The sequence below is a fragment of the Bacillus sp. BC08 genome (genome assembly GCF_054326875.1).
In genome coordinates this window covers 592,007-611,829 of record NZ_JBTGPA010000031.1, presented here as the reverse complement: position 1 = coordinate 611,829, position 19,823 = coordinate 592,007, and the positions used below count along the sequence as shown (strand labels likewise).

At 33.9% G+C, this 19,823-nt stretch carries 22 protein-coding genes; 18 read left to right on the top strand and 4 right to left on the bottom strand.

Going from position 1 to position 19,823, the window contains the following annotated elements:
* Positions 1–83: 83 nt before the first annotated feature.
* Complete coding sequence (locus ACXVYO_RS13800; protein WP_000728148.1) at positions 84–383, bottom strand: WGxxGxxG family protein; 300 nt, start codon at positions 381–383, stop codon at positions 84–86.
* Between the two features lie 231 nt (positions 384–614).
* On the opposite strand from ACXVYO_RS13800, the gene ACXVYO_RS13795 reads away from it, so the two are divergent.
* From ACXVYO_RS13795 to ACXVYO_RS13735, 13 genes are all read left to right on the top strand, one after another.
* Positions 615–1,583 (top strand): YbgA family protein, encoded by a 969-nt coding sequence (locus ACXVYO_RS13795; RefSeq protein WP_458467463.1) that lies wholly within the window; start codon positions 615–617, stop codon positions 1,581–1,583.
* 215 nt (positions 1,584–1,798) lie between these two features.
* Positions 1,799–2,944 carry an acyl-CoA dehydrogenase gene (locus tag ACXVYO_RS13790; protein ID WP_000397281.1) on the top strand — a complete coding sequence of 382 codons (1,146 nt, stop codon included), beginning with the start codon at positions 1,799–1,801 and terminating at the stop codon, positions 2,942–2,944.
* A 15-nt stretch (positions 2,945–2,959) separates the two neighbouring features.
* Complete coding sequence (locus ACXVYO_RS13785) at positions 2,960–4,297, top strand: acetyl-CoA carboxylase biotin carboxylase subunit (protein ID WP_458467462.1); 1,338 nt, start codon at positions 2,960–2,962, stop codon at positions 4,295–4,297.
* Between the two features lie 26 nt (positions 4,298–4,323).
* The gene (locus ACXVYO_RS13780; protein WP_001987345.1) at positions 4,324–4,539 is read left to right on the top strand and encodes an acetyl-CoA carboxylase biotin carboxyl carrier protein subunit; all 216 of its coding nucleotides are present in this window, start codon (positions 4,324–4,326) and stop codon (positions 4,537–4,539) included.
* A 21-nt stretch (positions 4,540–4,560) separates the two neighbouring features.
* Positions 4,561–5,472 carry a hydroxymethylglutaryl-CoA lyase gene (gene mvaB, locus ACXVYO_RS13775; protein ID WP_458467461.1) on the top strand — a complete coding sequence of 304 codons (912 nt, stop codon included), beginning with the start codon at positions 4,561–4,563 and terminating at the stop codon, positions 5,470–5,472.
* 4 nt (positions 5,473–5,476) lie between these two features.
* Positions 5,477–6,265: an enoyl-CoA hydratase gene (locus tag ACXVYO_RS13770; RefSeq protein WP_458467460.1), complete on the top strand. Its 789-nt coding sequence runs from the start codon at positions 5,477–5,479 to the stop codon at positions 6,263–6,265.
* Between the two features lie 2 nt (positions 6,266–6,267).
* Positions 6,268–7,809: an acyl-CoA carboxylase subunit beta gene (locus ACXVYO_RS13765; protein WP_458467459.1), complete on the top strand. Its 1,542-nt coding sequence runs from the start codon at positions 6,268–6,270 to the stop codon at positions 7,807–7,809.
* Between the two features lie 49 nt (positions 7,810–7,858).
* On the top strand, positions 7,859–9,799 hold the full coding sequence (locus ACXVYO_RS13760; protein ID WP_458467458.1) for an AMP-binding protein: 1,941 nt from the start codon (positions 7,859–7,861) through the stop codon (positions 9,797–9,799).
* A 265-nt stretch (positions 9,800–10,064) separates the two neighbouring features.
* Positions 10,065–10,379, top strand: a complete 315-nt coding sequence (gene exsK, locus ACXVYO_RS13755; RefSeq protein ID WP_458467457.1) for an exosporium protein ExsK — start codon at positions 10,065–10,067, stop codon at positions 10,377–10,379.
* 114 nt (positions 10,380–10,493) lie between these two features.
* The gene (locus tag ACXVYO_RS13750) at positions 10,494–11,033 is read left to right on the top strand and encodes a GNAT family N-acetyltransferase (RefSeq protein WP_458467456.1); all 540 of its coding nucleotides are present in this window, start codon (positions 10,494–10,496) and stop codon (positions 11,031–11,033) included.
* Positions 11,034–11,084: 51 nt separating this feature from the next.
* Positions 11,085–11,642, top strand: coding sequence for a hypothetical protein (locus tag ACXVYO_RS13745; RefSeq protein ID WP_458467455.1), 558 nt, complete (start codon positions 11,085–11,087; stop codon positions 11,640–11,642).
* Positions 11,635–12,375, top strand: coding sequence for an alpha/beta fold hydrolase (locus tag ACXVYO_RS13740; RefSeq protein ID WP_458467454.1), 741 nt, complete (start codon positions 11,635–11,637; stop codon positions 12,373–12,375). The genes ACXVYO_RS13745 and ACXVYO_RS13740 overlap by 8 nt, the downstream gene beginning before the upstream one ends.
* Before the next feature lie 2 nt (positions 12,376–12,377).
* Entirely contained in the window at positions 12,378–12,836 is a 459-nt protein-coding gene (locus ACXVYO_RS13735) for a DinB family protein (protein ID WP_458467453.1), read from the top strand.
* A gap of 58 nt (positions 12,837–12,894) precedes the next feature.
* On the opposite strand, the gene ACXVYO_RS13730 is transcribed toward ACXVYO_RS13735, so the two are convergent.
* From ACXVYO_RS13730 to ACXVYO_RS13720, 3 genes are all read right to left on the bottom strand, one after another.
* Positions 12,895–13,911 (bottom strand): D-alanyl-D-alanine carboxypeptidase family protein, encoded by a 1,017-nt coding sequence (locus ACXVYO_RS13730; RefSeq protein WP_458467452.1) that lies wholly within the window; start codon positions 13,909–13,911, stop codon positions 12,895–12,897.
* Positions 13,912–14,092: 181 nt separating this feature from the next.
* On the bottom strand, positions 14,093–15,250 hold the full coding sequence (locus ACXVYO_RS13725; protein ID WP_458467451.1) for a sensor histidine kinase: 1,158 nt from the start codon (positions 15,248–15,250) through the stop codon (positions 14,093–14,095).
* A complete protein-coding gene (locus tag ACXVYO_RS13720) occupies positions 15,240–15,935 on the bottom strand; it encodes a response regulator transcription factor (RefSeq protein WP_458467450.1) in 696 nt (231 codons plus the stop codon). Before ACXVYO_RS13720 ends, ACXVYO_RS13725 begins: the two co-directional genes overlap by 11 nt.
* Before the next feature lie 196 nt (positions 15,936–16,131).
* Between ACXVYO_RS13720 and yqeK the strand changes: the two genes are divergently transcribed.
* From yqeK to ACXVYO_RS13695, 5 genes are all read left to right on the top strand, one after another.
* On the top strand, positions 16,132–16,740 hold the full coding sequence (yqeK, locus tag ACXVYO_RS13715; protein ID WP_458467449.1) for a bis(5'-nucleosyl)-tetraphosphatase (symmetrical) YqeK: 609 nt from the start codon (positions 16,132–16,134) through the stop codon (positions 16,738–16,740).
* A gap of 13 nt (positions 16,741–16,753) precedes the next feature.
* Complete coding sequence (locus ACXVYO_RS13710; RefSeq protein WP_458467792.1) at positions 16,754–17,428, top strand: DUF3885 domain-containing protein; 675 nt, start codon at positions 16,754–16,756, stop codon at positions 17,426–17,428.
* Positions 17,425–18,165, top strand: coding sequence for a phosphorylase family protein (locus tag ACXVYO_RS13705; protein ID WP_458467448.1), 741 nt, complete (start codon positions 17,425–17,427; stop codon positions 18,163–18,165). Before ACXVYO_RS13710 ends, ACXVYO_RS13705 begins: the two co-directional genes overlap by 4 nt.
* A gap of 15 nt (positions 18,166–18,180) precedes the next feature.
* Positions 18,181–18,816, top strand: a complete 636-nt coding sequence (locus tag ACXVYO_RS13700; protein WP_458467447.1) for an SDR family oxidoreductase — start codon at positions 18,181–18,183, stop codon at positions 18,814–18,816.
* Between the two features lie 102 nt (positions 18,817–18,918).
* Positions 18,919–19,767, top strand: coding sequence for a GNAT family N-acetyltransferase (locus tag ACXVYO_RS13695; protein WP_458467446.1), 849 nt, complete (start codon positions 18,919–18,921; stop codon positions 19,765–19,767).
* Positions 19,768–19,823 lie beyond the last annotated feature (56 nt).

Sequence of the window (19,823 nt, the reverse complement as noted above, 5' to 3'; positions counted from 1 at the left end):
AATAATAAATCGCCTTTAAAAAGGCGATTTATATTTGTTATATTTTTGATAAATAAGTACTTGTTTACGAAAAACATTCTAGATTAACGTACTTCTTTGTCTCTTCTTCTAAGACCTAATAATCCTGCTAGTCCTAATAAACCGAGCCAAGCCCAATTATTATTTCTATCACGATTATCATTTAAATCATTTGTCGTATTTACATTTCGAGTTCTCACATCATTATTAACTCTGTCTAAGTTATTGTCATTAACTCGAGTTGAAATATCAGTGTTATTAACTCTATTCATATGATTTCCATCGTATTCAGCTTGGGCAGATGTACCTAAAAACATAATAGATAGTGCTAAAACACTTAAAATAGATGATAATTTTTTCTTCATAAAATTCCCCTCCTTTCTTACGTATTACATTCTCCAACTCTTTTGTGCATTATTCATTTGTGATAGTATCAAACCATGATTTTAAAGCGAACATCTTTACGTCGTAGAGCTAAATAACTGTTAAAATGGCATTGAATATGTTCATTAAAATATAAATAAAACAAACTTTGATTACGATACTAAACTTAGTACAATTTATATAGTACGGACTAGTGCAAAGGAGGTAATGAAATGCGACAATTTGCCAAACCGACAATCGTTGTAAGTAAATGTTTAGAATTTGATGCATGTCGTTATAATGGAGAGATGATTCCGGATGTAACAATACGAAATTTGCAGCCATTTGTTACATTTATACCTGTTTGTCCAGAAGTCGAGATCGGATTGGGCACTCCTCGTGAAACGATACGAATTGTAGAACAAAATGGTGTGAATAAGCTTGTACAGCCGTCGACGCGTGAAGATGTAACTGGAAAAATGGAACAATTTTCAAATGATTTTTTACAAACGATACCTGATGTGGATGGTTTTATTTTAAAGAATCGTTCACCGAGTTGTGGTACGCGTGATGTGAAAATTTATTCTGGTTTTGAAAAGGCGCCAGCAAAAGGAAAGGGATCTGGCTTATTTGGCGGAGCAGTAATAAAAAAATTTTCGCACCTTCCAATTGAAGAGGAAGGTAGATTGTCGAATTTTATTATTAGAGAACATTTCTTTACAAGGTTATTTACAATCGCCTTTTACAAAATGATTAAAAATAATAAAAATATGAAAGACCTTGTATCGTTTCAGTCAGACAATAAATATCTATTTATGGCATACAATCAGGTAAAACAAAAGGAATTAGGGCGTATTATTGCAAATCAAAAAAATGAAAAGATTGAAGTGGTATTTGATAAGTATGAGAAGACTCTATATGAATTATTTATGCGCACACCCCGCTATACATCGAATGTAAATGTATGTGAGCATATTTTCGGATATTTTAAAACAAAGCTGAAAAAACAAGAAAAAGATCACTTTTTAGATTTGATACAAAAGTATAAAGAAAAGAAAATCCCGCTTAGTAGTTTACTTGCAATTTTAAAATCATGGGCCCTTCGATTTGATGAAAAGTATTTATTAAGACAAACATATTTCGAACCATATCCTGAAGCCTTAGTAGAGATTTCAGATTCGGGTAAAGGTAGAGATTATTAAACAGTAAATTACATATTTCGACAAGAAAGCTCCTATGTTGTTGTAGAACAATGTAGGAATTTTTTTGTGCATTAGTACAGAATCTGTTTTAAAATTAAGTTATGACAGAATTATAACAATTATCTAACTAATATTCTTGTCTTTAAGTAGTAACGATTGTAGTAGAAACTCGCACGCTGTCGAAACTCAATATTCGATAAGGGGTGTGTAGCGGAATGGAATTTACTCTAACTCGCGAAAAACAAATGATTAAAGAAATGGTACGTGACTTTGCTGAAAAGGAAATCGCACCGAAAGCTGTGTATTATGACAAAACTGCGGAATTTCCATATGAAACATTTCAAAAAATGGGCGAACTAGGATTATTAGGCATCCCATTCCCTGAAGAGTATGGAGGTTCAGGTGGCGATACTGTATCGTACGCGTTGGCAGTTGAAGAAATTGGTCGTGCTTGTGGTGGGACAGGATTAAGTTACGCTGCAACAATTTCATTAGGTGCTTCTCCAATTTATTATTTCGGTACAGAAGAACAAAAACAAAAATATTTAGTTCCAATGGCATCAGGTAAAACATTAGGTGCTTTCGGTTTAACTGAGCCGAACGCTGGATCTGATGCAGGCGGCACACAAACGAAAGCTGTATTAGATGGGGACGAGTATGTTATTAGTGGTGAAAAGTGTTGGATTACAAATGCAGAGTATGCAAATACAATTATTGTAACCGCTGTCAACGGTGTTGAAGATAATGGTAGAAAACGTATTTCGGCATTTATCGTACCGACTACAAGTGAAGGATTAACGATCTCAAGTCCTTACGATAAGATGGGTGTTCGTGCTTCTAATACATGTGAAATCGTACTTGATGGTGTACGTGTACCGAAAGAAAATATTCTTGGTGATGTAAATAAAGGATTTAAACAATTCTTATATACACTTGATGGAGGACGTATTTCGATTGCAGCATTAGCGGTAGGTATTGCACAATCTGCATTTGAACGTGCACTGCAATATGCGAAAGAACGTCAACAATTTGGAAAGTCAATTTCTAATTTCCAAGCGATTCAATTTAAATTAGCTGATATGGCGACTGAAGTAGAGCTAGCTCGTAATTTAGTACATAAAGCAGCTTGGTTAAAAGATAACGATAAACCTTTCGGTAAAGAAGCGGCTATGGCAAAACTTTTTGCATCTGAAGCAGCAAGCCGTATTGCAAATCAAGCGGTACAAATTCACGGTGGATACGGTTATATGCGTGAATATGAAGTAGAACGACATATTCGTGATGCAAAACTATTAGAAATTGGTGAAGGAACTTCTGAAATTCAACGTCTCGTAATTGCTAGACATTTAGGATGTAGATAAAAGGGAGGAATCACTATGTTTCAAAAAATATTAATTGCTAATCGCGGGGAAATTGCAGTTCGTATTATGAAAACTTGTCAAAAACTTGGCATTCGCACTGTTGCTATTTATTCTGAGGCTGATGAAAACGCACTTCATGTAAAAATGGCAAATGAAGCTTACTTAGTAGGTGGGCCGCGTGTTCAAGAAAGCTATTTAAACCTTGAAAAAATTATTGAAATAGCTAAGAAGACAAACGCTGAAGCAATTCATCCGGGATATGGATTATTATCAGAGAATCCGTCTTTTCCGGTTCGCTGTAGAGAAGAAGGGATTGTATTTATCGGTCCATCAGATGAAATCATTACGAAGATGGGAAGTAAAATCGAATCTCGTATTGCAATGCAAGCTGCAGATGTCCCAGTAGTTCCAGGTATTACTACAAATATTGAAACTGCTGAAGAAGCAATTGAAATTGCTAAACAGATTGGTTATCCATTAATGTTGAAGGCATCCGCAGGCGGCGGAGGCATTGGAATGCAGTTGATGGAAACTGAGCAAACGCTCACCAAAGCGTTTGAAAGTAACAAGACAAGAGCACAAAACTTCTTCGGTAACGGAGAAATGTATTTAGAGCGCTATATTGCAGATGCACATCATATTGAAATTCAACTTTTAGCAGATACACATGGTAACACAGTGTATTTATGGGAACGTGAATGTTCAGTACAGCGCCGAAATCAGAAAGTAATTGAAGAAGCACCTTCACCATTTTTAGATGAAGGTACGCGAAAAGCGATGGGTGAAGTTGCTGTACAAGCTGCCAAAGCTCTAGGATATACAAATGCTGGTACAGTTGAGTTTCTAGTTGATGATCAGAAGAACTTCTATTTCTTAGAAATGAATACGAGATTACAAGTAGAGCATCCAGTTACAGAAGAAATTACTGGTTTAGATCTTGTAGAACAACAACTTCTAATTGCATGTGGTGAGAAATTATCGTTTACACAAGATGATGTAAAACGTAGTGGTCATGCCATCGAGGCACGTATTTATGCAGAAGATCCGAAGACTTTCTTCCCATCACCTGGGAAGATTACAAATTTAACGCTGCCAACGAATGTTCGAATTGATCACTTTTTAGAGAATCAAGTAACGATTACACCTTTCTATGATCCAATGATTGCGAAAGTCATCGCTCATGGTGAAACTCGTGAAGAAGCAATTTCTAAATTACATGATGCTTTAGAAGAATTAAAAGTAGAAGGTATTAAAACGAACACGCCAATGCTAATTCAAGTATTGGAAGATGATGTGTTCAAAAGTGGTATTTATACAACGGGTTTTGTAACGAAACAACTTGTTAAAAAATAAGGTTTAACAATATTAAGGGGGAAAAAATGATGACGAAAGTATATGCATCGATGGCAGGAAATGTATGGAAGATTGTTGTAGGAGTAGGAGATACAGTAGAGGAAGAGCAGGATGTCGTCATTTTGGAATCTATGAAAATGGAAATTCCAATCATTTCAGAAGAAGCTGGCACAGTTATGAAAATTAATGTGCAAGAAGGCGACTTTGTAAATGAAGGAGATGTATTACTAGAAATTGAATAGGGAGATATAGGGGGAAGCGAATTGAAACTACCTAATTTTGCTGTCATTAAAGAAGTCGGGCCACGTGATGGCTTACAAAATGAAAAAAAGATTGTTGGCACAAAAGATAAAGTACAATGGATTCAACTACTTACAGAGGCGGGATTATCGTACGTTGAAGTTTCCTCATTCGTTCACCCTAAATGGGTTCCTGCATTAGCAGATGCAAATGATGTGTTTTCTGAGCTGAAAAGGGATTCAAATGTTACGTATGCAGCGCTTGTTCCAAACCAAAATGGTTTGGAACGAGCTTTTTTGCAAAATGTAGATGAGGTGAATGTTTTTTTATCAGCAAGTGAATCTCATAATAAAAGTAATATTAATAAATCAATTAAAGAAGCATTAGTTGTCATTGAAGATATAACAAAGCAGGCATTATTCGAAGGGAAAAAGGTAAGAGGCTATGTTTCTACTGTATTTGGATGTCCTTATGAAGGAGATATAAGTGCTACAGCAGTTGACGAATTATGTAATCAACTATTCTCATATGGCATTTATGAAGTCTCTCTCGGTGACACGATTGGTGTAGCAAATCCGTTACAAGTAGAGCAAGTATTAGAACATTTATTAAAGAAATATGATGCTTCGCAGTTTGCAATGCATTTCCATAATACGTATGGAATGGCTCTGGCGAATGTAGTTAAGTCATTAGAATATGGTATTACAACATTTGATAGTTCTTGTGGCGGCCTTGGTGGATGTCCATATGCACCAGGAGCATCAGGCAATGTTGCAACTGATGACTTAGTTCATATGCTCCATAAGTTAGGTGTCCAAACGAATATTGATGAAGAGAAGTTATTGAGAGCGAGTCAATTTATTCAAAGTAAATTAAATATCCAATTACCGAGTCATGTGTATAGAGCGCTTCAACATAAAACGATAAGTAGGTGAGAAGATGCTACAATTACAAAACATTTCAGTTGATTATGTAACACCTCATATTGTAAAGATTACATTATATCGTGAAAGACAAGCAAACTCATTATCTTTAGCGTTATTAGAAGAGTTACAAAACATATTAACTCAAATAAATGAAGAGTCAAATACTCGTGTAGTTATTCTAACAGGTGCTGGTGAAAAAGCATTTTGTGCCGGAGCTGATTTAAAAGAACGTGCTGGCATGAATGAAGAACAAGTTCGTCATGCTGTTAGTATGATTCGTTCTACTATGGAAATGGTTGAACAATTACCACAGCCAGTTATCGCTGCTATAAATGGAATCGCACTTGGTGGTGGTACGGAATTAAGTTTAGCTTGTGATTTTAGAATTGCTTCTGACACTGCAAGTCTTGGTCTTACTGAAACTACACTTGCAATTATACCAGGAGCAGGTGGTACACAGCGTTTACCAAGATTAATTGGTGTTGGTAGAGCGAAAGAATTAATTTATACAGGCAGACGCATTTCGGCGCAAGAAGCGAAAGAATATGGTCTAGTAGAATTCGTTGTACCAGCCCATTTACTTGAAGAGAAAGCGATTGAAATGGCAGAGAGAATTGCTAGTAATGGTCCAATTGCTGTTCGATTAGCAAAAGAAGCAATTTCAAACGGTATTCAAGTTGATTTACATACCGGATTACAAATGGAAAAACAAGCGTATGAAGGTGTAATCCATACGAAAGATAGATTAGAAGGATTACAAGCATTCAAGGAAAAACGCACACCAATGTATAAGGGGGAGTAAATATGTTAGACCAAAAACAACAATCGAATACATTTGAAGAACGAGTTGAAACGATTAAACAAGGCGGCGCACCAAAATATCATGAACAAAACAAAGCAAAAGGAAAACTATTCGTTCGAGATCGCTTAGCTCTTTTATTTGATAATGGTGAATATGTAGAAGATGCATTATTTGCAAATTGTGAACAAACAGGATTACCTGCTGATGGTGTTATAACGGCAACAGGTAAAATACATGGTCGTACGGCATGCGTGATGGCAAATGATTCAACTGTAAAAGCTGGATCATGGGGCGCACGTACAGTTGAAAAGATTTTACGTATTCAAGAAACGGCAGAAAAGTTACGTGTTCCGTTATTTTATTTAGTTGACTCTGCTGGAGCGCGTATCACTGATCAAGTAGAAATGTTCCCAGGGCGCCGTGGTGCAGGAAGAATCTTCTACAATCAAGTGAAATTATCAGGTAAAGTCCCGCAAGTATGCTTATTATTTGGACCTTCTGCAGCTGGTGGTGCATATATTCCAGCCTTTTGTGATGTTGTTATGATGGTGGAAGGAAATGCATCTATGTATTTAGGATCTCCTCGTATGGCTGAGATGGTTATCGGTGAGAAAGTAACTTTAGAAGAGATGGGCGGAGCTCGTATGCATTGCTCAGTATCAGGATGCGGAGATGTTTTATGTAAGACCGAAGAAGATGCGATTACACAAGCAAGACAATACATTTCATATTTTCCAAACAACTACTTAGAGAAGACTCCATTGGTTACACCTCAAGAACCGAAACAATTCGAAAAAACGTTAGAACAAATCATTCCAGAAAATCAAAATGCTCCTTTCAATATGAAAGATCTCATTAACAGAATTATTGATGAAGGTTCTTTCTATGAAGTAAAAAAATTATTTGCTCAAGAACTAATTACAGGCTTAGCACGTATTGATGGTAAGCCAGTTGGTATTATCGCAAATCAACCGCGTATGAAAGGCGGCGTATTATTCCACGATTCAGCTGATAAAGCAGCGAAGTTTATTAATTTATGTGATGCATATCATATTCCATTATTATTCCTTGCAGATGTACCTGGATTTATGATTGGTACAAAAGTAGAGCGTGCTGGTATTATTCGTCACGGTGCAAAAATGATTTCTGCAATGAGTGAAGCAACTGTACCGAAAATTTCTATCGTTGTTCGTAAAGCGTATGGTGCTGGTTTATATGCGATGGCAGGTCCAGCCTTTGAACCAGATTGCTGCCTTGCATTACCGACAGCTTCTATTGCGGTAATGGGACCAGAAGCTGCGGTCAATGCTGTATATGCAAATAAGATTGCAGCTTTACCAGAAGAAGAGCGTGATAGCTTCATTGCTGAAAAACGTGAAGAGTATAAAAAGGATATTGATATTTACCATTTGGCATCAGAGATGGTCATTGATGGTATTGTTCATCCAAACAATTTAAGAGAAGAGTTAAAAGGACGATTCGAAATGTATATGAGTAAATATCAAGTATTTACGAATCGTAAACACCCTGTTTATCCAGTTTAAAAGCCCTATTTAGGGCTTTCTTGCTCAAAAAGTCAAGGAGGGGAAAACATTGAAACAAGCAGTTTGGTTTCCAACAGAAGAGTATAAAGAAAAAACGCGTTTATATGGTTGGATGAAATCATTGGGATATGAAGATTATGAAACGTTTTATAATAAGTCAATCGAAGAAACAGCTTGGTTTTGGGGAGAAGCTGAGAAAGCGGTAGGCTATCAATGGATGAAACCTTATACAGACGTGCTAGACCTAGAGAATGGTACGCCGTTTGCACAGTGGTATAATGGTGGAACATGTAACGTTGTAGAATCAGTTTTATCACGCTGGCTTGCAGATGATGAAACAAGAAAACAACCAGCACTTCAGTACGAGGGAGAAAATGGAACTTCAAAATTATTTACATATGAAGAACTTGACAACTGGGTAAGCCGCGTTGCAAACGGTTTGAAACATGCTGGTATTGAAAAAGGCGACCGTGTAACAATTTATATGCCGATGATTCCAGAAACAGTTGTTGCGATGCTAGCTGTTATGAAAATCGGTGCAATTATTTCACCAATATTCTCAGGCTTTGCGTCTGATGCAGTCATGACACGTGTGCAAGCTGCAGGGTCAAAAATGATCATTACTGCAGATGGTTTTTCACGTCGAGGTAAAGTTGTTTCATTAAAAGACGAAGTAGATAAAGCTTGTGAACATTGTCCGACTGTTGAAAAAGTCGTTATCGTGCGTCATGCAGGAAATGACTTTACGCCACATAATTATGATTTTTCATGGAGTACGTTAGAAAAAGAAAAGCCATTTGTACATGCAGAAGAAATGAACAGTGATGACCCATTAATGCTTATATATACTTCTGGAACAACTGGAAAACCGAAAGGAACAGTACATACACATGCTGGTTTTCCTTTGAAAGCTGCATTTGATGCAGGATTTGGAATGAATATCAAGCAAGGTGACCGTGTATTATGGGTAACTGATATGGGCTGGATGATGGGACCATTTTTACTATTCGGTTCTCTTATTAATGGGGCAACGATGGTTATGTACGAAGGTGTTCCAGATTTCCCGGAAGCAGATCGGTTATGGGAGACAGTTGATAAATATGAAATTACACATCTTGGTATATCACCAACATTAATTCGTGCGTTAATGGCAAAAGGTGATGAATATGTGAATAAACATTCACTCAAGAGTTTAGAAGTATTCGCGTCAACAGGCGAACCTTGGAATCCAGATCCTTGGATGTGGCTATTTGAAACAGTTGGAAAAAGTAATGTACCAATTTGTAACTATTCAGGCGGAACTGAAATTTCTGGTGGGATTTTCGGAAACGTCCTTATTAAACCAATTGCACCAATTAGTTTTAATGCATCTTTACCAGGAATGGCAGCGGTTGTGCTCGATGATCAAGGTAATCCAATTCGTGATGAAGTTGGAGAATTATGTTTAGAAAAACCTTGGGTTGGCATGACGAAAAGCTTCTGGGAAGACGATGAGCGTTATGTGAACACATATTGGTCACGTTTTGAAAATAAATGGGTTCATGGTGACTGGGTGATTTATGATGGTGAGCAATATATTATTACAGGACGCTCAGATGATACGTTAAACATTGCTGGAAAACGTATTGGACCTGCTGAATATGAATCTATTCTTGTGAAGCATAATGATGTCATAGAAGCTGCTGCGATTGGTGTACCTGATGATGTAAAAGGTGAAGTTTGTCATTGTTTTGTAGTACTAAGGGATAATGTAACATTCACAGGAGAGTTAAAGAAAGAATTAATGAGTTTAGTAAACTCTCATATCGGAAAAGCATTATGCCCAAAAGATATTCACGTTGTAGAAGATTTACCGAAAACACGTAATTCTAAAGTAATGCGACGTGTCATTAAAGCTGCTTACTTAGGAAAAGAATTAGGTGATTTATCATCACTTGTAAATCCTGAAGTAGTTCCATTTATTCAGGGGTTACAGTCTAGTAAATTATAAGATATAAAGTATGTATAATATGAACTGACCTCTAATTGATAGAGGTCAGTTTTTATTTTTTTGCATTTCACTGATTAGAAAAGAGTAGTTATTAATGCGAGGATTACCAGTATATTCACTGGGAGTTCATACAGCAATGTATTTGTTTTTTTGTATAAGTTTAATTTAGTACAATTGTTTGTTTTTTCTTTTCTATGTTTTTGCCTCGTACACTTTGAAGCTAGTGAACATACTATATTAATAGAAATGATTAGGGGGTGAGATTTTGGGATATCGTTATAGTAATTCTAGAAAAAAGTGTTCATGTAAACAGGATGATTGTTGGGACGTTTTTGAAGAGTGTAAAAAAGAACATGAAGAACAAAATAAGGCATGTGACTGTTGCTGTGTACAAGGAATTAGAGATGAGCTGAGAAAGTTAGTAAACAGATCAGTGCGCATTACAACAGGAAGTAATAATTATGCAGGAACTGTTTCTTCAGTCACTTGTGATGTTGTAAGGCTTGCTAATAGTGCTGGGGTAGTTACAGTAATTATTTCAGTTTGTAAAATTGAAGCGATTGAGCCATTGTTGACATAGGGAAAAAGAGTAATTTCGCTTTTTTGTAAAGCCATTCTTAAGAATGGCTTTATTTTAATTTCATATAAAGGAGAATATATTCTTTGTATAGAAATAAGTTTTGGGCTATAAAGTATGATGTATGAAAGGAGCATAAAAGTGATTAAACTAGAGACCTTTAAAAAATCTGATTTCAAGCAATTAATAGATTGGATTGACTCCGAAGAGTTTTTAATACAATGGTCAGGAAATGCATTTGCATATCCCCTAAATGAACAACAATTAGAAAATTATATAGAAAGCTCAAATACACTTGCATTTAAAGTAATAGATGAAGAGTCTAAGAAAGTAGTTGGTCATATTTCACTTGGGCAGATAGACAATATAAATAAATCTGCAAGGATTGGAAAAGTGCTAGTTGGTGATACGAAAATGAGAGGACGTTCTATAGGGAAACATATGATGAAGGCAATACTACAAGTTGCATTTGAAGAATTAAAACTACATAGAGTAACTCTTGGTGTTTATGATTTTAATACGTCGGCCATCTCATGTTATGAAAAAATAGGATTTGTAAAAGAAGGTTTATTACGAGAGTCAAAAAAAGTAGGTGAAACGTATTGGAATTTATGGGAAATGAGTATGTTAGAATATGAATGGAGCGATAAAAAATAATAGTTATCTGTAATTATATTATGGTAATTAAATGGGGTATGGTGGGGAATTATGAAAAAAACGAAAATCATTACAATTGCAGCTGTTTCAGGGGGAGGTAAAACTACTGTTACAGAAAGATTAACGAATGAGTTGGAAAACTCAAAAGCTCTTTATTTTGATAGCTATAACTTTGATAACTGTCCTGCTGATATTTGTAAATGGATTGATGATGGAGCAAATTATGATGAATGGGTACTTACACCATTAATTCATGATATTCAGTATCTTATACGAGATAGTAACGTAGATTATATTATTGTAGATTATCCTTTTGCATACTTAAATAGTGAAATGCGACAATTCATTGATGTAACTATATTTATCGACACGCCTTTAGATATTGCGATGGCTAGAAGAATTTTGCGGGATTTTAAAGAAGGTACAATAGATGAAATACATAATGATTTGAAACATTACATGACATTTGCGAGAAAAGCTTATTTAGAGGCAATCCATACTGTTAAGCCGAATTCGGATATTGTATTGGATGGATCTTTATCTGTAAGTGAAATAATGAATCATGCTGTAGAGGAACTTGGCCGAAGAGAAGTGATTGTAAATGGTTAAATGTATAGAGGAATATGTACAAGTTGACGATTTTAAAATGTATACGAAAAAGTTCCAAGGAAAGAAGCTGCAGCCAGTTATTATAATGGAGGCAGGTTATGGCGATTATTCAAAGACATGGGACCATATTGCTGAAGAGTTGACGGAATATGGGACGGTCCTTACATATGATCGAGCGGGATTAGGGAAAAGTGAGAAGAGTTCTAAGAGGCGTATTAGTTCTGAAATGGTAAAGGATTTAAGGTGTTGCTTGGAGCAAATACAATTGAAACCACCTTATATTTTTGTAGGGCATTCTTTTGGCGGTAGAAGTGCACGTTTATTTGCGACTTTTTATCCTGAAGATATGTTGGGAATCGTTTTGGTGGATTCGACACCAGAAAATTATAAAGAAGCATTTTTACCAATCATGTCTCCAGAATTTCAAGATGCTTACAATAAACAGTTTGTATATGAAAGTTCTTATGAAGAGTTTATGTTTAGTCTAGGTGAAGTAGATAAACATTGTCAGTCAATGGGGAATATTCCACTTGCCGTGTTAGCTGCTGGTAAAAAAGCTTTTTATTCGCCAGCTGCACAATTGAAATGGTTACAATTGCAAGAAGATTTATTACGATTATCAAGCAATAATAAATTTGTAATTGCAGAACAAAGTGGTCACTATATTCAAAAAGATGAACCATATTATGTAGTAGATGCTATTAAGTGGATTATTGAGGTGGGGGAGAGATAAATATGTACACTTTATTTCAATACAATTGGCAAGTAAGGGATGACTGGTTTAAGTGGTGTGAACAACTTTCAGAGGAAGAATTACTCCGCAAGCGTGTAGGGGGTGCTGGGAGTATTTTAGAAACATTATTCCATATTGTCGATGTTGAATACAGCTGGATTAGCGCACTTCAAGGAAAAGAAGATAATGAACCGCAATTTAAAAGTTATCAATCAATCCAAAAAGTGAAAGCGTTATCTGATTTATATAAACGAGAATTAGAAGTTTTTTTGCAGGTGTGGTCATCTAGCCTAGAATGTAAGATATTAAAAGCTTCGTGGACAGATAAAACATATACATACGGTGAAGTTTTAAGACATGTAATTGTACATGAAATTCATCACATTGGTCAGCTATCTATATGGGCGAGAGAGTTAAAGCTTCAGCCTGTTTCAGCGAATTTAATTGGAAGAGGACTATAGATGTAGAAAACGGCTTGCACTATAAATGTAAGCCGTTTTTTATATATAAGAAGATTTCCTAGTTGAAATCCTCGGATTTTTTTTGGCGTATATGTAAAAACATTAAAAATGTAATAATGAAGAAAATCAACAATGTTTGTATGATTAAATTTTTAAATTGAAGCAATACTGTCCAAGATGTAACAGCATCTTTAAAAGCTTGGAGTGAAGAGTACGAGGATGGATCAAAACCGTACTGTAGTAGCTTTTTTGTTTCAATAAAGGTACTGTTTTCTTCATTTGATTCTAATATTACAGAAATAAGTCTAGTATCTCCTCGTTTTGCTGTACTGACAAAACTATAATTACCATTAGTTGAAAAACTAGTTTGTAAGCCGTCAACACCTTGGAGATTAATGTTTTTATTAAGGGAATAAATCATTTTATTTGTGTTGAACACTTTTGAATCTTTGAAGGTAAATTGGTAAGAGGTTAGTTTCGTAATATTCAATACATCTGGAAAGTCTTTTACTAATTGTGTCGCTAGTTTCGCTACATCTATGGCTGTTGTATTTGTTTGCTTATTTGTATCGTTATTCATACCAGTAGCATTTAGAAACGGGGATGGTTGTGATAACTTTAGTTGTTTTGCTTTTTCATTCATTAAAAGTGTAAAGTTATCTTCGTTTCCAGCAATGTGTTCTGCAAGGGCAAGTGCGGAACGATTATTCCCTGTCAAAAACAATGCATGAAGTAAATCACGAACTGTCGTTTTATCTTTCGAAGTTACTTGTATAGGACTTGTTTCTGCTCGAAAAACTTCGTTACTTATTTTTACTAATTCATCTAATTGTATTTTTCCTTCATTCAGTTGTTCCATTGCGATATACTCTGTCATTAATTTAGATAAAGTAGCTGACTGTATAGAAATATCTTCATTTTTTTTAAAAACAACTTCACCTGAATTAGCATCTATTAAAATAGCTGATTTAGCTTGAATAATTGGACCATTTACATAAAGATAAAAATATAAAACGATAAGTGCTGTAATAACAAAAGATAATAATAAAATTGTGAACTTTTTCAGGAATTGCATAAGCGATCCTCCTATTATGACATCGATAATACTATTGTAAAAAGGAATGCTTAATTAGGAAGAAAGAAAAGGTAAAGAATTTCTAAAGAATTATAAAGGATTATTAAATTTTGGATGTTAATGGAAAATAAAAGGTCCAATTCCTTTTATGATAAGGAATTGGACCTAAAGTTAAGCTCTATTAACATTTATATTGTTGTAGTTTTACAGTGAAAGTTGTTTTTTTATCATCACTATATACTTCAATTGTTCCTTTATGCAATTCAACAATACTTTTTGCTATTGCTAATCCGAGACCAGATCCACCAGTGTTCGTAGAGCGAGATTTTTCAACGCGATAAAAGCGCTCAAAAATATGAGGTAAATCTGTACTAGGAATAGGTTGGCCGTAATTTGTTATATCTATAGTAATCATATTATTGCTTTCATAGGCAGCAAGGTCGATATAGCCACCGTCGTTTCCATAAGCGATAGCGTTTATAATAAGATTTTCAAACACACGTACTAATTTGTCTCCATCAGCTAATACCATGAGTTTTTGAGATGGAAAAGAAGGTCGACATTCTATATTAGCTTCTTGAACTTGTATACGGAATTGAACAGTTAATTGTCCAAGTAACTCTACAATATCAATGGGAACAGAATATAAGCTTAACTCTTTATTCTGAACACGTGTATATTCAAACAAGTCATTCATTAATGCATTAAGACGTGTTACTTTATCGTAAATGACTTGTATGTAATAGCGTAATTCCACTTCATCTCTATAATTATCATGGTGGATTAAATTTACGTATCCAACTATAGAAGTAAGAGGAGTACGTAAATCATGTGATACATTTGTAATTAATTCACTTTTAGCTTGTTCGGCCTGTCTCTCTTCATCAATTGAGACTTTCAATTGTTCAACAATTTGATTAACCCCGGTCGCTAACTCTTCCAGATAATTATGATTTACGATAGAAACTTTATGATTGAAGTTTCCATCGGCAATATAACGAATCTCTTCTATCATTTTTTTAATACAAGTTTCATAGTAAAGCTTTCTTTCATGACGATAAAAAATATATAGGTAGGATGAGAAAATAGAAAATAAAAACAAATAAGATACAATCATCATCCATAGAGATTCCCTTATTCCTTTATATTTTTCATATCCAAAAATTCTAATGAATTCTTTGCCGAGTTCACTTAACGTAAGTGAACTTTCAATTACACTTGTAACAAGGCGATATATAATTAATTCAGTAATAGGAGTAAGTGTGATGGCTAACATAAACCAAAAAATCAACTTCCATTTTGGGATATCTTTTAATATATCAAATGCTTCATTTCTCAATTTTATAGCCTACTCCCCAAACGGTATGAATAAACTTCTCTCCATTCATACCTGTCTCAAGTTTATCTCGTAAATTACTAATGTGGACCATTACAGTTTTATTTGAACCATAACCATCTTCATTCCAAACGCGTTCAAAAATTTCTTCGGAACTAAATACTCTTCCCGTATTACTCGCAAGTAAATATAAAATATCAAATTCAATAGATGTAAGTTTAATGTATTCTCCATTGACTTTAACTGTATGATTATGTTTGTGTATTTCAGCAGAACGAATACGAATAATACCATTTTCATTTTTAGAGGAAGTGGCATTTTGGAAAGATGATCTTCGTAGTAAAGCTTTCACTCTAGCTACTAATTCTAATGGATTGAATGGTTTAATCATATAATCATCTGCACCAGTCATAAGACCTAATATTTTATCCATATCTTCTGCTTTTGCACTTAGCATAAGAATAGGTACAGTATTATTCTCACGAACCTCTTGGCAAACTTCTAATCCGTTTCGTTTTGGCATCATAATATCCAAAATCATAAGGTCAACTTCATATGTAGAAATCATTTGTAATGCTTCATCGCCATCATATGCTTTATAAATGTTATAGCCTTCATTTCGCAAATAAACAGCAAGTAATTCAACAATTTCTTTATCATCATCAATAATTAATATATTTTTATTCATTATGTAGTTCCTTTCCTAACAAATCATTAACATTACTATAATATCAAACATTTATGTATTTTGTAGCAATGATTCCACATAAAATTTCATGTAACGTATAAAAAAGGGATTAAAACATTCATAACGAATACAAATAAAAAGGATATTTGAATACAACGTTATATCGAAAGTTTGGAATAAGGGGGACTGACTTACGATGTTATATAAAGATATTTATTCATTTACTCCGACTGGGAAAATTGAAAATGATATAAAAGTTTTTCTATTAAAATACAAAAAAGAGCTTACATATAAACATTCAATTCGGGTGGCAAATGAAGCTCGAAAAATTGCGATTAAGTATCATGAAAATGAGGAAAAGGCAGCAATGGCAGCATATTTACATGATATTAGTGCAATCTTTCCGAATGAAGAGCGGGTTGCGGTTGCTGAGAAATTTGGAATAGAGATATTACAAGAAGAACGAGAATTCCCGATGATTATTCATCAAAAACTGTCGAGAATAATTGCAAAAGAGATATTTAAAGTGGAAGATGAAGAGATTTTAAATGCAATTTGTTGTCATACTACACTACGTAAACATGCAACGAAAATGGATTTAGTGTTATTTGTTGCTGATAAAATAGAATGGGATCAAAATGGTACACCGCTATATTTAGTAGAAGTAAAAAAAGGATTAGAAAAATCTTTAGAACATGCTGCTTTCGTATATATTTCATATTTGTGGGATAGAAAAGAAACGTTGAAAGTTGTACACCCGTGGCTAGAAGAAGCATATTGGCAGTTAAAAGAAATTGTAGAGTAGAAAGGATATGGGGATGCAATTACAAGAGTATATGAATCAAATATTTCCTGGAGTTACATTAGTACCACATATATACTTTCAGTGGGGAAATTATTTGCATTTTCATTTTGGGAAAGGGAAATGCCCAAATGTCGAAAGAACTGACGATTTAAATATGGAATACTTCACTCAACTTTATACATATAATAAATACTTGTTTGAAGATATATTTTCAAAAGAAGATGAAGTGTTTTTAGTAACAAATGTTTATCGATTTAAAAAGGAAAATGTGAAAAATCCGCAGAAAATAAATGTATACAATAGTTTTATTAAAAAGAGGGATTTAAATTTCAAGTTAAGACAAGAAACATTACCTTTTCTATTTGAAGATGAAGAAGCTGATTTATATTGTACATATCAATTTTCGTTAAAATGTTTTGCTAGCGATATAAAGTATAAACAGCTTATTCAAGCTGCAAATCATGAAGATTTTCCAGGTCTTTATCCTCGTTTTGGATGCAAAAAAGAAATTTCTTATCCAGATGTATTTCTCATAAATACAACAAAAGATATTATCATGTATATTTACGATGATAGAGGATGTGAAGTGATTGCGAAGAATAAAGAAACAATACGAAACTTATATGAGAAATATAAAAAGTGGATTCCAGATTATGAACGAGAAAGCATAGATAACTTATTTAAATGACAACAATGGGGGAAGTGAAGCGTGTAATGAAACGTATTGCAATCGTATCCGCATGGGAACCAGAACTTACGTATTTGCATCAATATTATCCAAGTGAACGCATTGAAAAAAGAGCAGCTTGGGAATTTCATTTTCATTATATAAATAATTTGGAAGTTATCTCTGTTATAACTGGAGTTGGCAAAGTAAGTTGTGCAAGTTGTGTACAATTATTAATTAGTGAGTTTCAGCCAGATGAGTTGTTTATGACAGGGATATGCGGAAGCTTATCAAATAAGGTGAAAAATGGTCATATTGTAGTAGCCCTTAATGCAATACAACACGATGTTACTGCAGCTGGTTCGGGGGAGGATGTTTTTAATTTATATAATGGTAGAACAGCACCTATTGAAACAACAAAGTCAATTGTAAGAAGAATAAAAAAGATCCGATCATATGAACCGATTCATTTCGGTACATTTTTATCTGGAGATCAACGTATCCGTAGTTCAGAAATGAGATATTTACTCCATACTGTATATGGAGCATTAGCGGTTGATCAAGAAGTAGCAGCATTCGCTTATGTATGCCAAATCAATAACAAGCCTTTTCTATGTTTAAAAGCTGCTTCAGATCAAGCAAATGATAAAACGAAAGAGGAACAAAAAATCTTTAAAATGTTAGCATGTGAACGAGCGTGCGAACATTTAATTGCTTTTTTACGAGTGTATGAGATTAATGTAGTAAATAATAGATAGTTAGAGGGGTTAATATTGGAAAGTACAAATAGAATAGCTATTCTAGGTGCAAATGGAAAAGCCGGGAAATTCCTTGTAAACGAAGCGTTAGAAAAGGGATATCAAGTAAAAATATTAACAAGAAATCCTAATAATATCAAAATAACAAATGAAAATTTAGAGATTATTAATGGAGATGCACGTAATTTTTCTTCAATACGGAAATTACTTAAAGGTTGTCGAGTTGTAATTAATGCGGTTGGTCAACCAAAAAATGAATCTTATATTTTTAGTACAGTAACGAAGCATATTTTAGAAGCAATGAAAGAATTTGAAATAAAAAGATATATACTGATTTCTGGAGGTTCTTTAGATGTTACAGGAGATCAAAAGGGTATTATAAATAAAATAGGAGCTACCTTGTTTAAAGTATTTTTATCAAAGATGATGCAAGATAAATATAAAGAATTGCAAACTATTCAAGGTAGTGATGTAGATTGGACAATTGTTAGATTACCATTTGTTATGGAAGGAAATGGAATTAGAAATATAAAAGAGAGTTTAGTAGATATGCCAGGAATCAAAATTCAAAATAGTGATATTGCACCGTTTGTTATAAAACAAATTAATAGTGAGAGATATGTAGGAAAATGCCCGTTTATTTCAAATTAAATGGTAGAACTAAAAATTAAAGAATGATGGGTAGAGTGGAACTAGTACATTTTATGTATTTGAATGTTAAATTTAACACGAGTAAGTGAGGGATAATTTTATATGATTCAATACAAAAGATGCAGTGAAGTAAGTATCGATTTAGTGTATGAAGCTTTTAAAGATGGATTTTCAGATTACATTATTAAAATGGAAGTTTCAAAAGAAGATTTTATAAAAAGATTTTTTGGACCAGAAGGGAATTCACTAAAACATTCCTTTCTTGCTTTAGACGATAATAAATCTGTTGGTGTAATACTTGGCGGGATAAAGGATTATGCAAACATAAAAACAATGCGCTGTGGAACATTAGCGGTTCATCCTAATTACCGCGGTATTGGTGTGAGTCAAAAGTTATTTGAACTGCATAAAGAAGAGGCGCTTCAAAATGAGTGTAAGCAACTTTTTCTTGAAGTTATTGTAGGCAATGACCGAGCGATTCATTTTTATACGAAATTAGGCTATGAAAAAGTGTACGATCTATCTTATTATAATTTAAAAGATATGACTGAAATAAAAAATAAAGATTGCAAGGGAATGGAAGTAAAACAATTAGATTTTCCATCTTTTAAACTTGAAGTTCAGAAATGGTTACACTTCCATATAAATTGGCAAAATGATATGGATTACATCGAAAAAACAAATAATACATTTTACGGCACATATGTCGATAATGATTTAAAGGGTGCTATATGTGTGAATGAACAAGGTAAAATTAGTTTTCTTTTCGTAGACAAAGACTATAGAAATCGTGGTATTGGATCAAAATTATTACAAGTAGCAAGAGATGAGTTGAATGTAACAAGTTTATCAATGGGGTTTCCAAACAACAATTTACTAGAAGGATTTTTAAAGAAAACTGGATTTGAAAAGAATTCTTTAGCACAATATGAAATGTATGTTTTGATATAAAAAGCGGAAGGAATTATTCTTACGCTTTTTATTTTTGTACTATATTGATATTTTAC

Excerpts from the sequence above, each read along its gene's own strand:
- ACXVYO_RS13695 (WP_458467446.1), top strand. The coding sequence starts at position 18,919 with ATGATTCAATACAAAAGATGCAGTGAAGTAAGTATCGATTTAGTGTAT.
- ACXVYO_RS13790 (WP_000397281.1), top strand. The coding sequence starts at position 1,799 with ATGGAATTTACTCTAACTCGCGAAAAACAAATGATTAAAGAAATGGTA.
- ACXVYO_RS13750 (WP_458467456.1), top strand. The coding sequence starts at position 10,494 with ATGATGTATGAAAGGAGCATAAAAGTGATTAAACTAGAGACCTTTAAA.
- yqeK (WP_458467449.1), top strand. The coding sequence starts at position 16,132 with ATGTTATATAAAGATATTTATTCATTTACTCCGACTGGGAAAATTGAA.
- ACXVYO_RS13740 (WP_458467454.1), top strand. The coding sequence starts at position 11,635 with ATGGTTAAATGTATAGAGGAATATGTACAAGTTGACGATTTTAAAATG.
- ACXVYO_RS13720 (WP_458467450.1), bottom strand. The coding sequence starts at position 15,935 with ATGAATAAAAATATATTAATTATTGATGATGATAAAGAAATTGTTGAA.
- ACXVYO_RS13795 (WP_458467463.1), top strand. The coding sequence starts at position 615 with ATGCGACAATTTGCCAAACCGACAATCGTTGTAAGTAAATGTTTAGAA.
- ACXVYO_RS13745 (WP_458467455.1), top strand. The coding sequence starts at position 11,085 with ATGAAAAAAACGAAAATCATTACAATTGCAGCTGTTTCAGGGGGAGGT.
- ACXVYO_RS13730 (WP_458467452.1), bottom strand. The coding sequence starts at position 13,911 with ATGCAATTCCTGAAAAAGTTCACAATTTTATTATTATCTTTTGTTATT.
- ACXVYO_RS13785 (WP_458467462.1), top strand. The coding sequence starts at position 2,960 with ATGTTTCAAAAAATATTAATTGCTAATCGCGGGGAAATTGCAGTTCGT.
- ACXVYO_RS13780 (WP_001987345.1), top strand. The coding sequence starts at position 4,324 with ATGATGACGAAAGTATATGCATCGATGGCAGGAAATGTATGGAAGATT.
- ACXVYO_RS13705 (WP_458467448.1), top strand. The coding sequence starts at position 17,425 with ATGACAACAATGGGGGAAGTGAAGCGTGTAATGAAACGTATTGCAATC.
- ACXVYO_RS13770 (WP_458467460.1), top strand. The coding sequence starts at position 5,477 with ATGCTACAATTACAAAACATTTCAGTTGATTATGTAACACCTCATATT.
- ACXVYO_RS13735 (WP_458467453.1), top strand. The coding sequence starts at position 12,378 with ATGTACACTTTATTTCAATACAATTGGCAAGTAAGGGATGACTGGTTT.
- ACXVYO_RS13710 (WP_458467792.1), top strand. The coding sequence starts at position 16,754 with ATGCAATTACAAGAGTATATGAATCAAATATTTCCTGGAGTTACATTA.
- ACXVYO_RS13765 (WP_458467459.1), top strand. The coding sequence starts at position 6,268 with ATGTTAGACCAAAAACAACAATCGAATACATTTGAAGAACGAGTTGAA.
- ACXVYO_RS13800 (WP_000728148.1), bottom strand. The coding sequence starts at position 383 with ATGAAGAAAAAATTATCATCTATTTTAAGTGTTTTAGCACTATCTATT.